The sequence below is a fragment of the Novosphingobium sp. GW835-FHT14H07 genome (assembly GCF_058793515.1).
Genome location: NZ_JBXAFX010000007.1, coordinates 46,116 through 59,130, shown reverse-complemented (window position 1 = coordinate 59,130; position 13,015 = coordinate 46,116). Strand labels below are relative to the sequence as shown.

General features: G+C 65.5%; 13 protein-coding genes. 8 read left to right on the top strand and 5 right to left on the bottom strand.

Annotation, left to right across the window (positions count from 1 at the left end; all coding sequences use genetic code 11):
• The first annotated feature begins 23 nt into the window (after positions 1–23).
• A complete protein-coding gene (locus AC1Q5P_RS08475; protein WP_082013320.1) occupies positions 24–539 on the top strand; it encodes an EF-hand domain-containing protein in 516 nt (171 codons plus the stop codon).
• A gap of 64 nt (positions 540–603) precedes the next feature.
• On the opposite strand, the gene clpA is transcribed toward AC1Q5P_RS08475, so the two are convergent.
• Positions 604–2,967: an ATP-dependent Clp protease ATP-binding subunit ClpA gene (gene clpA, locus AC1Q5P_RS08470; protein WP_039333296.1), complete on the bottom strand. Its 2,364-nt coding sequence runs from the start codon at positions 2,965–2,967 to the stop codon at positions 604–606.
• 168 nt (positions 2,968–3,135) lie between these two features.
• On the bottom strand, positions 3,136–3,354 hold the full coding sequence (locus AC1Q5P_RS08465; RefSeq protein ID WP_039333298.1) for a DUF1192 family protein: 219 nt from the start codon (positions 3,352–3,354) through the stop codon (positions 3,136–3,138).
• A gap of 92 nt (positions 3,355–3,446) precedes the next feature.
• Between AC1Q5P_RS08465 and AC1Q5P_RS08460 the strand changes: the two genes are divergently transcribed.
• Entirely contained in the window at positions 3,447–4,445 is a 999-nt protein-coding gene (locus tag AC1Q5P_RS08460; RefSeq protein WP_492477104.1) for an NAD(P)H-quinone oxidoreductase, read from the top strand.
• A gap of 189 nt (positions 4,446–4,634) precedes the next feature.
• Here the strand turns inward: AC1Q5P_RS08460 and AC1Q5P_RS08455 are convergent, their stop codons facing one another.
• From AC1Q5P_RS08455 to AC1Q5P_RS08445, 3 genes are all read right to left on the bottom strand, one after another.
• Entirely contained in the window at positions 4,635–5,339 is a 705-nt protein-coding gene (locus AC1Q5P_RS08455; protein WP_039337814.1) for a DUF1013 domain-containing protein, read from the bottom strand.
• Between the two features lie 129 nt (positions 5,340–5,468).
• The gene (locus AC1Q5P_RS08450; RefSeq protein WP_193827356.1) at positions 5,469–5,819 is read right to left on the bottom strand and encodes a bactofilin family protein; all 351 of its coding nucleotides are present in this window, start codon (positions 5,817–5,819) and stop codon (positions 5,469–5,471) included.
• A gap of 7 nt (positions 5,820–5,826) precedes the next feature.
• A complete protein-coding gene (locus AC1Q5P_RS08445) occupies positions 5,827–6,972 on the bottom strand; it encodes a M23 family metallopeptidase (RefSeq protein ID WP_492477102.1) in 1,146 nt (381 codons plus the stop codon).
• A gap of 292 nt (positions 6,973–7,264) precedes the next feature.
• Between AC1Q5P_RS08445 and AC1Q5P_RS08440 the strand changes: the two genes are divergently transcribed.
• The 6 genes from AC1Q5P_RS08440 (at position 7,265) to AC1Q5P_RS08415 (ending at position 13,014) form a co-directional block, all read left to right on the top strand.
• Entirely contained in the window at positions 7,265–8,542 is a 1,278-nt protein-coding gene (locus tag AC1Q5P_RS08440) for a glutamate-5-semialdehyde dehydrogenase (RefSeq protein ID WP_492477101.1), read from the top strand.
• Complete coding sequence (locus AC1Q5P_RS08435) at positions 8,506–9,210, top strand: nicotinate-nucleotide adenylyltransferase (protein WP_082013508.1); 705 nt, start codon at positions 8,506–8,508, stop codon at positions 9,208–9,210. Before AC1Q5P_RS08440 ends, AC1Q5P_RS08435 begins: the two co-directional genes overlap by 37 nt.
• Before the next feature lie 109 nt (positions 9,211–9,319).
• On the top strand, positions 9,320–9,712 hold the full coding sequence (rsfS, locus tag AC1Q5P_RS08430) for a ribosome silencing factor (RefSeq protein WP_039337819.1): 393 nt from the start codon (positions 9,320–9,322) through the stop codon (positions 9,710–9,712).
• 174 nt (positions 9,713–9,886) lie between these two features.
• Positions 9,887–10,312 carry a 23S rRNA (pseudouridine(1915)-N(3))-methyltransferase RlmH gene (locus AC1Q5P_RS08425; protein WP_492518701.1) on the top strand — a complete coding sequence of 142 codons (426 nt, stop codon included), beginning with the start codon at positions 9,887–9,889 and terminating at the stop codon, positions 10,310–10,312.
• Positions 10,313–10,319: 7 nt separating this feature from the next.
• A complete protein-coding gene (locus AC1Q5P_RS08420; protein ID WP_492518700.1) occupies positions 10,320–11,534 on the top strand; it encodes a murein hydrolase activator EnvC family protein in 1,215 nt (404 codons plus the stop codon).
• A 136-nt stretch (positions 11,535–11,670) separates the two neighbouring features.
• Positions 11,671–13,014: a S41 family peptidase gene (locus tag AC1Q5P_RS08415; RefSeq protein WP_427463572.1), complete on the top strand. Its 1,344-nt coding sequence runs from the start codon at positions 11,671–11,673 to the stop codon at positions 13,012–13,014.
• The last annotated feature ends 1 nt before the right edge of the window (position 13,015 follow it).

Here is a 13,015-nt window from a genome sequence, read left to right as displayed (position 1 = left end):
ACAGACGATCCGGGAGACTGGCCATGCTCCGCAAAAGCACATTGCTCCTCGCACCACTATGCGCCGCTGTGCTCTTGGCAGGGTGCGACGGAAAGGAGAAGGAAACCGGACCGGATGTCTCGCCGACAGCGTCGATCCCGGCGATTGCCGGGGCCGAGCCGCCGGTTACAGCGGTGCCGCCCTCGGCCAATCCGCTCGCCAGCTTCGACCGGCTCGATGCCGCGCGCGATGGGGCGATATCCAGCGCGGAGTATGCACAAGGGGCGCAGACCCTGTTCGAGATGATGGACCTGAAACAGAACGGCAATCTCGACGTCGACCAACTCCGCGCGGGCTCTGCCATGCTGGCCGAGATCGACGGGCTGACTCCGCGGGACCTGCTGGCCGTCGCCGATGCCGATGGTGACGGCAAGCTGACCCTGTCCGAATGGATGGCCTTCAACAACGCCCGATTTTCGATGATCGACAGGAATGGCGATGGCATGGTGAGCCGCGCCGAATGGGACGCCCCTCATCCCGCGCCGCCTCGGGCGCCATAAAGGATGATCGAGAAGGGGCGGCACCTCACGATGCCGCCCCTCTGCTCGTGCACAGCTCTGGAGCCTATTCGGCTTCGTCGGCACTCGGCTCTTCGGTCGCCGCGCTTCCCGCCTTGCCCTTCCTGGCCTTCTTCTTGACCAGCTTTGGCGCGGCTGGCGTCAGTTCGAAGGACAGCGCGTCCTCCTTCAGGCTGACGTGGACTTCGCCGCCATTGGCCAGCTTGCCGAACAGCAGTTCCTCGGCGAGCGGCTTCTTGACCTTCTCCTGGATCAGGCGGGCCATGGGCCTTGCGCCGTAGAGCTTGTCGTAGCCCTTCTTCGCCAGCCAGCTGCGCGCGTCGGCATCGAACTGGATGTGGACGTTCTGTTCGGCCAGCTGCAGTTCGAGCTGCAGCACGAACTTGTCGACCACGCGGCTGACGACTTCGGGCGGCAGGTAACCGAACGGCACGATCGCATCGAGACGGTTGCGGAATTCAGGCGTGAACATCTTCTTCACCGCCTCGTCACCGGCGTCGGCCTTCGACACGTCGCCAAAGCCGATGCCCTGCCGCGCCATGTCCGAAGCGCCCGCATTGGTGGTCATGATCAGGACCACATTGCGGAAGTCCACCGTCTTGCCGTGGTGGTCGGTCAGGCGGCCATTGTCCATCACCTGCAGCAGGATGTTGAACAGGTCGGGGTGGGCCTTCTCGATTTCGTCGAGCAGCAGGACGCAGTGCGGCTGCTGGTCGATCGCATCGGTGAGCAATCCGCCCTGATCGAAGCCGACATAGCCCGGAGGCGCGCCGATCAGGCGCGAAACCGAATGCCGCTCCATGTATTCCGACATGTCGAAGCGCTGCAGCGGAATGCCCATGATCTGGGCGAGGCTGCGGGCAACTTCGGTCTTGCCCACGCCAGTGGGACCCGAGAACAGGAACGAGCCGATCGGCTTGTCCGCATCGCGCAGGCCGGCGCGGCTCAGCTTCATGGCCGAGGACAGCACCTCGATCGCCTTGTCCTGCCCGAAGACCAGACGCTTGAGATCGCGCTCGAGATGTTCGAGCACCTTCTTGTCGTCGCTGCTGACCGACTTGGGCGGGATGCGCGCCATCGTCGCGATGACCTGCTCGATCTCGCGGGCGGTGATCGTCTTCTTGCGCTTGTTCGGCGGCACCAGCATCTGCATCGCGCCCACCTCGTCGATCACGTCGATCGCCTTGTCGGGCAGCTTGCGGTCATTGATGTATCGCGCCGAAAGCTCGACCGCGGTCTTGATCGCGTCCGGCGTGTACTTGACCTTGTGGTGCTCCTCGAACGCGGTGCGGAGGCCCCGAAGGATCTTGATGGTGTCCTCGACGGTCGGCTCGTTCACGTCGATCTTCTGGAACCGGCGCAGCAGGGCACGGTCCTTCTCGAAGTGGTTGCGGAACTCCTTGTACGTGGTCGAGCCGATGCAACGGATCGTCCCGCCCGAAAGCGCAGGTTTCAGGAGGTTCGAGGCGTCCATCGCCCCGCCGCTGGTGGCGCCAGCGCCGATCACGGTGTGGATCTCGTCGATGAACAGCACCGCGTGAGGCATCTTCTCGAGTTCCGAGACGACCTGCTTGAGGCGTTCCTCGAAGTCGCCGCGATAGCGCGTGCCCGCGAGCAGGCTGCCCATGTCGAGCGAGTAGATCACCGCTTCGGACAGCACTTCGGGCACTTCGCCTTCGACGATCTTGCGCGCGAGGCCCTCGGCAATCGCCGTCTTGCCCACGCCCGGATCGCCCACGTAAAGCGGGTTGTTCTTGGAGCGGCGGCACAGGATCTGGATGGTACGGTCCACTTCCGGGCCGCGCCCGATCAGCGGATCGACCTTGCCGTTCAGCGCCTTCTCGTTGAGGTTGACGCAGAACTGGTCGAGCGCGGTTTCCTTCTTCTGGCCCTTGGTGTCGGCCTTCTCTTCCTGCTGCTTCGGAGCCTCCTCCTCGGCGCCCTTGGGCGTGCGGCCTTCGACCTGGCGGCCGCCCTTGCCAATGCCGTGGCTGATGAAGCTGACCGCATCAAGGCGGCTCATGTCCTGCTGCTGCAGGAAATAGACAGCGTAGGAATCGCGCTCGGAGAACAGTGCGACCAGCACGTTGGCGCCCGTCACGGTGTCCTTGCCCGAGGACTGCACGTGAAGAATGGCGCGCTGGATCACCCGCTGGAACCCGGCGGTCGGCTGCGGATCGGCCTTTTCCTGGGTCTTGAGCGACTGGTATTCCTGATCGAGGTACTGGCGCACCACGTCGCCAAGATCCCCAAGGTCCACGCCGCAAGCCTGCATGACCTGCGCCGCGTCCGGATCATCGATCAGGGCCAGCAGGAGATGCTCGAGAGTCGCGTACTCGTGGCTGCGCTCGGACGCGTTGGCGAGCGCGGTGTGCAGCGTTTTCTCGAGACTCTGGGCGAAACTGGGCATGTTGCGGCTACTTTCTGGCTTGCGCCGGTGGGTTCTCCGACATGGAGAGTGCACACGCGTTATTAACCCGGGCTAAACCACGTGTGAGGGTGAGAACAGATGTCTGAAAGACACCCGTATATCGCGAGATATGGTAACGCCCTTCGGCAAAGGGAAGGGCGCGCGAATTCATCCTGCTTCGCCTGAGCCGGGCGGCGTTCGAAACAGCGCTTCTGCCGCAGCGCGATGGGCGCTCGCCTTGTCGCGATGGGCGACGGTGCGCATGATCTCGAGTTCGAGCAGGCGAATGCGCTCGTTCAGTTCATCGTGCGAATAGGGGTCGAGCACTTCGGTTGCCAGCTGGCTGGCCAGGTCCCCTTTCGGGCGAGGGCGCTCATCATGGTCCATTCCGGGCAGTTTGGGCATTGCAATGCCTTGCTGTCAACGCCTTGCATGGCTAGCCAGAGGCAAATTGGTATTCACAGGGGCAACAGCGGCGGATGAGCGGCATTCCTGCAACAATGACGGCAATTGGCTGGGACGCGCCCGGCGGGCCTGAAGTCCTGCGACCGGAAAGCGTCCCGGTTCCGGTGCCGGGACCGGGGCAGGTGCTGGTCAAGGTGGCCTTTGCGGGCGTGAATCGCCCCGATGTCATCCAGCGTCAGGGCTTCTATCCCCCGCCCCCCGACGCCTCGCCCCTGCCGGGCCTCGAAGTGTCGGGGCAGGTCGTTGCGATGGGCGAAGGGGTGACCTGGCCTTTCACCGGCACGATGGTCTGCGCCCTCGTGGCAGGCGGCGGCTACGCAGAGTACTGCATCGCCGAGGCTGCGCAGTGCCTCCAGGTGCCGACCGGCCTTTCCATGGCAGAGGCTGCCGCGATCCCGGAAACCCTGTTCACCGTCTGGCACAACGTGTTCGAACGCGGCATGGCGGCACCGGGCGAGACAATCCTCGTTCACGGCGGCACCAGTGGCATCGGTTCGATGGCGGTCCTGCTCGGCAAGCTGTTCGACGTAACGGTAATCGTCACTGCGGGCGGCCCAGAGAAGTGCCACCAGGCGCTCGAGATCGGCGCGGCCCATGCGATCGACTACAAGGCCAGCGACTTCGTGGAAGAGGTCAAGCGCATCACGGAAGGCCGCGGGGTCGACATGGTGCTCGATATGGTTGCGGGTGATTACGTGGCGCGCAATCTCAAGTGCCTGGCCGATGATGGCCGCCATGTGACAATAGCGGTGCAGGGCGGGGTGAAGGCGGAACTCAACATGGCCGAAGTCATGCGCCGCCGGCTCACGCTTACGGGCTCGACGCTGCGCCCGCGTTCAAAGGCCTTCAAGGCGGCGCTTGCGTCCGAAATCCGCGAGACGGTCTGGCCGCTCGTCGCCACCGGCGAACTGCGCCCGATCATGGACCGGACCTTTCCCCTGGCCGAGGCTTCGGCCGCCCACGCCCGCATGGAACAGGGCAGCCACATCGGCAAGATCGTGCTGGCGGTCTGAGCGCGCGGGAAATCGCACTGCGTGCGATGCCCACCCCCAACCCCTCCCGCCGGCGGGAGGGGGGATAAAGCACAGCCCTGACTCCCCTCCCGCCGGCGGGAGGGGCTGGGGGTGGGCATTGGCGACAGCCAACAAAAAGGCCGCCCCTTCGCAAGGGCGGCCCCTTTTCGTGTCGGCTCCAGCCGGACCTCAGCTGTCGGAAATGCCCTCGGCGCGGCGCGCGGCAAGCCATGCTGCCGCTTCGGCTTCCTGCGCGGCTTCCGATGCGGCCTTGGCCGAGGCCTGACGCTCGGCGCGCAGTTCCTCGATCAGCGCTTCACGGTCGGTGCCAAGGCGCAGCGCGGCTTCGCCGTTGTCCTCGATGCCAGCCTTCTTCGCGGCCTTGGCGACCAGCGAATCGAGTTCGCGCTGCGAACACAGGCCCAGCGTGACCGGGTCCTTCGGGTTGATGTTGCCGATGTTCCAGTGGCTGCGATCGCGGATCGCGGCGATTGTCGTGCGCGTCGTGCCGATCAGCTTGCCGATCTGCGCGTCGGAAACTTCGGGATGGTTGCGCAGGATCCAGGCGATGCCATCGGGCTTGTCCTGACGCTTCGAAACCGGGGTATAGCGCGGGCCCTTGGTGCGGCTGACGGCCAGCGGGGCACGCTGCATCTTCAGCTTGTATTCGGGATTGGCCTGGCCCTTGTCGATCTCGGCCTGGTTCAATTCGCCCGAATGGATCGGATCGCGCCCGGTGTACTTCTGCCCGGCCAGGTCGTCGGCCATGGCCTGCACTTCAAGGATGTGAAGGCCGCAGAACTCGGCGATCTGCTCGAAGGTCAGCGCGGTGTTGTCGACGAGCCAGGACGCAGTGGCGTGCGGCATCAGCGGATACGTGGGCTGGTTGCTCACGGACAATCTCCCGAAAAAAAGCGGTCCCGCAAAACGCGGATACAATAAGGGCCGCCCCTCGCGGAGCGGCCTTGAACCTCGCCGATGTAAGCCGGGAATGGCGAATCGGCAAGTTTTTGTTTGGGAACCTTAGCTGACGAGCGTCAGAGACGGCTCCTCCCCAGCGTGAACCCGATGGGCGAACCTGCCGTCGACCTGCGCGCCCTGTTCGATCGTCAGCGCATCATAGCTGACATCGCCGTGGATGCGGGCGGTCTTGAGGATCACCAGTTCTCCCGCTTCGATCGAGCCATGGACCGTGCCCGAAAGCCGCGCCGACCGCGCCTTGATCGCGCCGGTGACAGTGCTCTTCTCGCCCTGCACGAGCGCGGCGCAAGTGATGTCACCTTCTACGCTGCCGTCGATGTGCAGGTCAGCAGTCGCCGAAAGATCACCCTTCACAGCGAGATCGGCACCAAGCACGGAGAATGTAGCGGCCATGGTCGTGTTACTCCCCGATGTTGTGCGCGGCGCTTCCGGCGCGGATTTCCTGAACATGCCTGTTTGCCTCAAGGAAGGGGCGCGGGTTGACCGGACGGTCGTTGATCCGCACTTCGAAGTGGAGATGGGGGCCGGTCGAGCGCCCGGTGTTGCCGATCTTGCCGATTTCCGCACCAGCGTCGACCTTCTGGCCAATGCGCGCGACCGTGCGCGACATGTGGGCGTAGCGGGTCATCAGCCCGTTGCCGTGGCTGACCTCGACGACGTTGCCATAGCCCTGCTTCTGCCCGACGAAGCTGACCGTGCCCGCCGCCGCCGCATAGATCGGCGCGCCCACGGGCCCGCGGAAATCCAGCCCGGCATGAAACGCCGCGCCGCCGGTGAACGGGTCGGAGCGATAGCCGAACCCGCTCGAGATGAACTCGAGGCTGGCCGGCAGCGTGTTGGGGATGCGCCGTAGCCCCTTTTCCAGTGCGGCCATGCGTTCGAGGCTGGCGCCAAGGCGGGCAAAGCGCGGGTCGACCGACTGGTCGTTTTCGGTGAAAAGACGGATCAGCGGGCCGCCCTGCCCTTCGCGCGAGGCAGCGCGCAGCATCGCCGGGTTCAGCCCGACACGGCGGATCGCGGTTTCAGCCTGCGCCGAACGCGCATCGGCATAACGCGTCAGTCGCTCGATGAAGGCCAGCTGGCGCGCTTCGATTTCGGCGAGGCGCTTTGCCTCGGGCAATTCCATCGAGATCTTGCGCACGGTCTTCTGCGCTTCGCCGCTGCTGTCGGACACCGTGCCTTGCGGCAGGTCCCTGGGCAGTTCGCCGATCGTGCCTTCGATTGCCTTCTCGATGAAGTCCTGACGGCGATCGAGGTCGTCCGCCACACCTTCCAGCCCGCCGCGATACTTCGCCACCCGGCTTTCTGCCGATGCCACCGCCGCTTCGCGTTCCAGCAGCGCGGCATGATCGCGCGCGGCGGTGAACTGCGAGAACAACGTCACCGCCATGACCACCAGCCACAGCAATACGGCCGCAGCGATGCCACCGGCTATTGTCATCTGCAGGCGCGAGGAGATGCGGATGAAGCGGACCTGACCCTGCGAGCGCATGAAGAACTCGCGCTCGGGAAACCAGCTGCGAACGCGTGCAACCGCATTGGCCACAGCTGGCGCAGCCGCAAAGCGGGCAGGCTTTATCGATGGCACAGGCAGGCGACCCCCGTCGTTTTTCTGCTTGGTTTGGTTAATTCAGATCCCGTCGCGGCGCGGACTAGCCATCGGGTTCCCGGCTGGCGAATCCGAATCGGGCCAGACGCGCCGAGTCGTGTGAGTCCCCCGATGAATCGTTTGCAGTGGTGTAAGCAGGCGCACAATTCGCGCCTTGAAAGGCTTCGACTCGCCCTTCTCGCTTCCATCCGGATGACACGCGGCAATCCCGGTGCTAGTGCGCTGCCCCATGTCCAGCCAGCCCGCACAGCAGCCCGAATCCGTGACCGATCTGGTCGAAGGCCTCGCCCGCACCGCCCGCACGGCGCAGCGCCTGTTGGCACGCATGGATTCGCCAGCCAAGGAGCGTGCGCTCAAGCTTGCCGCCTCTGCCTTGCGCGCCGCCGAGACTGAAATCCTCGCCGCCAACGAGCAGGACATGGCCAACGGCGCAGCGAATGGCCTCACCAGCGCGATGCTCGATCGCCTGAAGCTCACGCCCGAACGTCTTGCTGGCATCGCCGATGCGGTGGAACAGGTAGCAAGCCTCGCCGATCCTGTCGGCGAAGTCATTTCAGAAGCCGCGCGCCCCAACGGCATGGTGCTGCAACGTGTGCGCATTCCCGTCGGCGTGATCGGCATTATCTATGAAAGCCGCCCGAACGTGACCGCCGACGCCGCCGCGCTCTGCGTCCGCTCCGGCAACGCCACGATCCTGCGTGGCGGATCGGAAGCGGTCCACTCCAACCGCGCGATCCACAAGGCGCTGGTCGCCGGGCTGGTCGAAGGCGGCGTGCCCGCCGATGCTGTCCAGCTCATGCCCACGCAGGACCGTGCCGCCGTCGGTGCGATGCTTGCCGCCGCTGGCCTGATCGACATGATCGTGCCGCGCGGTGGCAAGAGCCTCGTTGCCCGTGTGCAGGCCGATGCCCGCGTGCCGGTCCTTGCCCACCTTGATGGCATCAACCACACGTTTGTTCATGCCGCTGCCGATCCGGCGATGGCCAAGGCTATCGTGCTCAACGCCAAGATGCGCCGCACCGGCATCTGCGGGGCGATGGAAACCCTGCTGATCGATGCGACCTATCCCGATCCGCACGGCCTTGTCGAACCGCTGCTCGACGCCGGATGCGAGCTGCGCGGCGATGCCCGCGCCCGCGCCATTGATCCGCGCATCGTGCCCGTCGCCGCCAACGACTGGGATACCGAATATCTCGATGCGATCCTGTCGGTGGCCGTGGTCGACGGCCTCGACGAAGCGCTGGCACATGTCGCTGCCCACGCCTCGGGCCATACCGATGCCATCGTCACCGAGGATCAGGCCGTGGCCGACCGCTTCCTGACCGAAGTCGACAGCGCCATCGTGATGCACAATGCCTCCAGCCAGTTTGCCGATGGTGGCGAATTCGGCCTCGGCGCAGAAATCGGCATCGCCACCGGCCGCCTCCATGCACGCGGCCCGGTCGCGCTCGAAGGCCTCACCACCTACAAGTGGCTGGTCCGTGGCTCGGGACAAGTGAGACCCTGAGGAATCCCGCTGCGCCCCTGACCGGCCTGTTCGGCGGCAGCTTCAACCCCGCCCACGGCGGCCACCGCCGCGTCACGCTCTTTGCGGTTCAGGCGCTGGGGCTTGACGAGGTGTGGTGGCTGGTCTCTCCCGGCAATGTGCTCAAGCCGGCCCACGGCATGGCTCCGCTCGAAGCGCGGCTGGCCTCGGCCCGCCGGCAGAGCCGGAATGCCCCGATCCGCGCCACCGCGATCGAGCGGGAACTCGGCACCCGTTTCACCGTCGACACCCTGCGTGCCATCAAGCGCCGCTATCCCAGACGCCGTTTCGTGTGGCTGATGGGAGCGGACAATCTCGCGCAGTTTCATAAGTGGAAGCACTGGCGGCAGATCGCGCGCGAGATGCCGATTGCGGTGATTGCGCGTCCGGGTTATGATTCGGCTGCCTTGGCAAGTCCTGCCATGGCCTGGCTGCGCCGCTGGCGCCAGCGGCCCGGACAGTTCGTCTCCGGCGCAATGCGGAGCGCTCCGGCGCTGACCATTCTTCGCTTCGATCCTGACCATCGGTCTGCCAGCGCGATTCGCGCCCACGATCCGGATTGGTCCCGCCGCTACGCACCAGCGGCCATGCGCGATGCCGTAACGCATCGCCCGGTCTCTCCGGGCCTTATCAAGCGAGGAAAATCCTGACCGCGCAACACCTTGATCCATGTTCCGCCATGGTGCGGGACATAGAAACTCTTGCGCGTTCCAACCGTTATCCCTTGACTCTTGAGCCACGGAGGCCATTTCGCGCATCATGACCAGCGTACAACCGCTGTCGGCCAATGCCGGCACCGCTCCGAAGACACCCTACACCCCCGCCGCGCTGCACGATCTCGTGCTGCAGTCGCTTGACGACGATCAGGCGCAGGAGGTGGTTTCCATCCCGCTCGAGGGCAAGAGCTCCGTTGCCGATTATATGGTGATCGCTTCGGGCCGCTCGACCCGTCAGGTCGCGGCGATGGCGCAGAAGCTGGCCGAGCGGATCAAGCACGGAGGTTTCGGCCACGTGCGGATCGAGGGTCTTCCGGCGGCGGACTGGGTGCTGATCGATGCGGGCGACGTGGTCGTCCACCTCTTCCGCCCGGAGGTGCGCACGTTCTACAACCTCGAACGCATGTGGGCCTTCGGAGACGCCGGCGCGGCGTGATTCGTGACGTGCGCCCTTGGCATCCGCCAAGGGCTTGCGGCACCAGCCCACTCCCCCGGCCCGACCACTCAGAGCCTACCTGGTAAGATGATCGGGCCGGGGAAGCGGTCTGGTGCCGCTCTTGTTTTGGTTCTGGGGATTCTCACGCAGCCCATTCCCGGCTAGACCGGTCCCATGCTGCTCCACGTCATCGCCCGCGGAAAGATCGGTCGTTCGCCCGAGGCTGAGCTCGTCGAGCGTTATGCCAAGCGGATCTCGTGGGGCTGGAAGGTCACCGAACTGCCCGACCGGGGCGGCACTGTCCCTTCGCCATCGCAGACGCCATCACGCACGGTCGCGCTCGATGAACGGGGCAGGCAGCTGACCTCGAGCGAGTTCGCCGCGATCCTTGGCCGCTGGCGTGATGACGGCGTGCGCGAAACGCGGTTCCTGATCGGCGCGGCTGACGGTCACGACGACCCCTTGCGCGATTCCGCCGACCTGCTGATCGCGTTCGGCAAGGCCACCTGGCCGCACATGATGGCCCGCGCCATGCTGGCAGAACAGCTCTGGCGCGCCACCAGCATTCTCGCTGGCCATCCTTACCACCGCGAAGGATAGTGGCGCCATGACGTCACGCCTTGCCTTTGTTTTTGCTTGCTTACTCCTCATTGGGGCCCTCGGCTGGCAGGTAACGGCACAGCAGGCCACGCCCTATGCCGATGCCGGTGAGGCGGGAGATGTGCTGCGTCGCGCCGGGCAGGCACTGGCGCAATCGCGCAGCCGCGCCGAACAGCTCGAACAGGCCGCACAAAAGGCGACCGCCGAGGCAGACCGCACTGCGCGCGAAGCCGCCGCTGTCGCTGCGCGCATCCAGCAGTCCGAGGCAGAGATCCAGCTGGCGCAGGCGAAGATCGTGCTGATTGACCGTCAGCGCGAAACCTTGCGCAGTCGCATGGCCGAGCGGCAGGAACCGGTCGTGCGGCTGACAGCGGCACTGCAGATGATGGCCCGCCGCCCGCTTGCCTTCAGTCTCGTCCGCGCCGATTCGGTGCGTGACACCATCCACCTGCGCGCGGTGATGGAGACCATGCTCCCCGAAGTGCAGAGACGCACCGCTTCGCTGCGTGCCGAAATCGTGCGCGGTCGCAAGCTGCAGGACGAAGCGCGCCTTGCTGCGCAGCAGTTGCGCGAAGGCGAAAAGTCCCTCGGCGCCCGCCGCACCGAACTTGCCGCCCTCGAAAGTCGCCAGCGGCTCGCATCGCGCGCGGCGCAGGGCGTTGCCGCGCAGGAATCCGATCGCGCGCTGGCCTTGGCCGAACAGACACGCGACCTGTCCGGCCTGATGGGCAGGCTCGAGGCCGACGGTGCCTTGCGCCAGCAGCTTGCCGCTCTGCCCGGCCCGGTGCTGCCGCCAGCGCGTCCGGGCGAGGTGCTCAAGGTTCTGGACGCGCCCCCGCCGCTGCTGGCCACCTCCACGCCGAAGCTCGCCTGGATCATGCCGGTCTCGGGCCGTCTGGTCTCGGGCTTCGGCGCGCAATCGCCCACGGGCCTGACCACCGGGGTCGCGCTCGCGCCTGCTGGCGGTGCGCAAGTCATTTCCCCTGCCGATGGCCGCGTTGCCTTTGCCGGGCCCTATCGCGGCTATGGCACCATCGTCATCGTCGAACATTCCGGCGGCTGGACCACGCTCGTCACCAATCTCGGCCGCGTGGCCGCGCGCGTCGGCGACAAGGTCGTGCAAGGCTCGCCTCTGGGAGTCGCCGGGCCGGGGCGTCCGGTCCTCACGGTGGAACTCCGCCGCGATGGCACGCCGGTCAATCCGCTCGATCTGCGCAGCTGACGACGCTGGTCGGATTGAATCCGCCGTTTGTCGACGAACCGGGCTCGCCCTGTCCCAAAACCTCATCTGGTGTTAATTCAGCGGGGGTTATAGAACCTCCACAATGTCTGCCTCTTCGCGAAAGGCCTTTGGGCACATGAAGTTCGCCCCCCTGCTGCGCGCCACTGCGCTCGTAACCGCCGTGGCGCTGATCCCGGTGGCGACCACCGGCCTTGCCGCTGTCGACGCCAAGTCCGGGCCCGAATTCGGCAAGCTGATGGCCGTCTACGAACGGATCAAGTCGAGCTATGTCGAGCCGGTCGATGACGACAAGCTGCTCAAGGGCGCGATCGACGGCATGCTTGCCACGCTCGATCCGCACAGCGCCTACCTCGATGCCCGCGACTTCGAGAACCTGCGCACGCAGACCGAAGGCTCCTACGGTGGGCTCGGCCTGTCGGTGACGATGGATGATGGCGCGGTCAAGGTCATCGCGCCGACCAAGGGCAGCCCGGCAGACCTTGCCGGCATCAAGGCGGGCGATTTCATCACCCATCTCGATGGCAAGCTGATCTACGGCGGCTCGCTCGACGAAGCGGTCGATCAGATGCGCGGGGTGCCGGGCACGCAGATCAAGCTCAGCGTCTTCCGCCCCGGTCGCGACGAACCATTTGACGTCACGATCACGCGCAAGATCATCGAACTCAAGCCAGTCGAACTCGCGATGAAGGGCAGTGTCGCCGTCATTTCGGTGTCCAGCTTCAGCGCCGATGTCGGCGCCTCGGTGCAGCGCGCCTGGAACGAAGCCAAGGTGAAGACCGGCGGCAAGGTCACCGGCCTGGTGCTCGACTTGCGCGGCAATCCCGGCGGCTTGCTGGATGAGGCCGTCGCCCTGTCGGACCTGTTCCTCGACAAGGGCACGATTGTCTCGCAGCGTGGCCGCTACGCCCGCGATACCGAGGTCTATCCGGCGGAGATCGACACCAAGGGCGATATCGCCAAGGGCGTTCCGATGATCGTGCTGATCGACGAAGGCTCGGCTTCGGCATCGGAAATCGTTGCAGGGGCCCTGCAGGACCAGCACCGCGCCGTGGTGATGGGCCAGCGCAGCTTCGGCAAGGGCAGCGTGCAGACGCTGATCCCGCTCACGCGCGATACTGCGGTCAAGCTCACCACTGCGCGCTATTACACGCCTTCGGGCCGCAGCGTGCAGGAAGGCGGCATCGATCCGGACATTACCGTGCCGCAGATCTCCGACCCCGACCTGCGCAAGCGCCAGCTGCGCTCCTACCGCGAGAGCGACCTGCGCGGCCACCTGATCAACGAGATCAAGCTTGAGGACAAGGACCTCGAGAAGGACAAGATCGAGGACCCGCGCTTCAAGATGACGCCCGAGGAACTGAAGGCAAAGGACATCAAGGATTTCCAGCTGTACTACGCCGTGCAGACCCTCAATCGGACCCAGCCGAGCGCGGCGCTTGCAGCAAAGATGAAGCGCTAAT

Coding starts and splice junctions, on each gene's coding strand:
- clpA (WP_039333296.1), bottom strand. CDS start 2,967: ATGCCCAGTTTCGCCCAGAGTCTCGAGAAAACGCTGCACACCGCGCTC.
- AC1Q5P_RS08440 (WP_492477101.1), top strand. CDS start 7,265: ATGTCCAGCCAGCCCGCACAGCAGCCCGAATCCGTGACCGATCTGGTC.
- AC1Q5P_RS08420 (WP_492518700.1), top strand. CDS start 10,320: ATGACGTCACGCCTTGCCTTTGTTTTTGCTTGCTTACTCCTCATTGGG.
- AC1Q5P_RS08425 (WP_492518701.1), top strand. CDS start 9,887: ATGCTGCTCCACGTCATCGCCCGCGGAAAGATCGGTCGTTCGCCCGAG.
- AC1Q5P_RS08475 (WP_082013320.1), top strand. CDS start 24: ATGCTCCGCAAAAGCACATTGCTCCTCGCACCACTATGCGCCGCTGTG.
- AC1Q5P_RS08465 (WP_039333298.1), bottom strand. CDS start 3,354: ATGGACCATGATGAGCGCCCTCGCCCGAAAGGGGACCTGGCCAGCCAG.
- AC1Q5P_RS08450 (WP_193827356.1), bottom strand. CDS start 5,819: ATGGCCGCTACATTCTCCGTGCTTGGTGCCGATCTCGCTGTGAAGGGT.
- AC1Q5P_RS08460 (WP_492477104.1), top strand. CDS start 3,447: ATGAGCGGCATTCCTGCAACAATGACGGCAATTGGCTGGGACGCGCCC.
- AC1Q5P_RS08415 (WP_427463572.1), top strand. CDS start 11,671: ATGAAGTTCGCCCCCCTGCTGCGCGCCACTGCGCTCGTAACCGCCGTG.
- rsfS (WP_039337819.1), top strand. CDS start 9,320: ATGACCAGCGTACAACCGCTGTCGGCCAATGCCGGCACCGCTCCGAAG.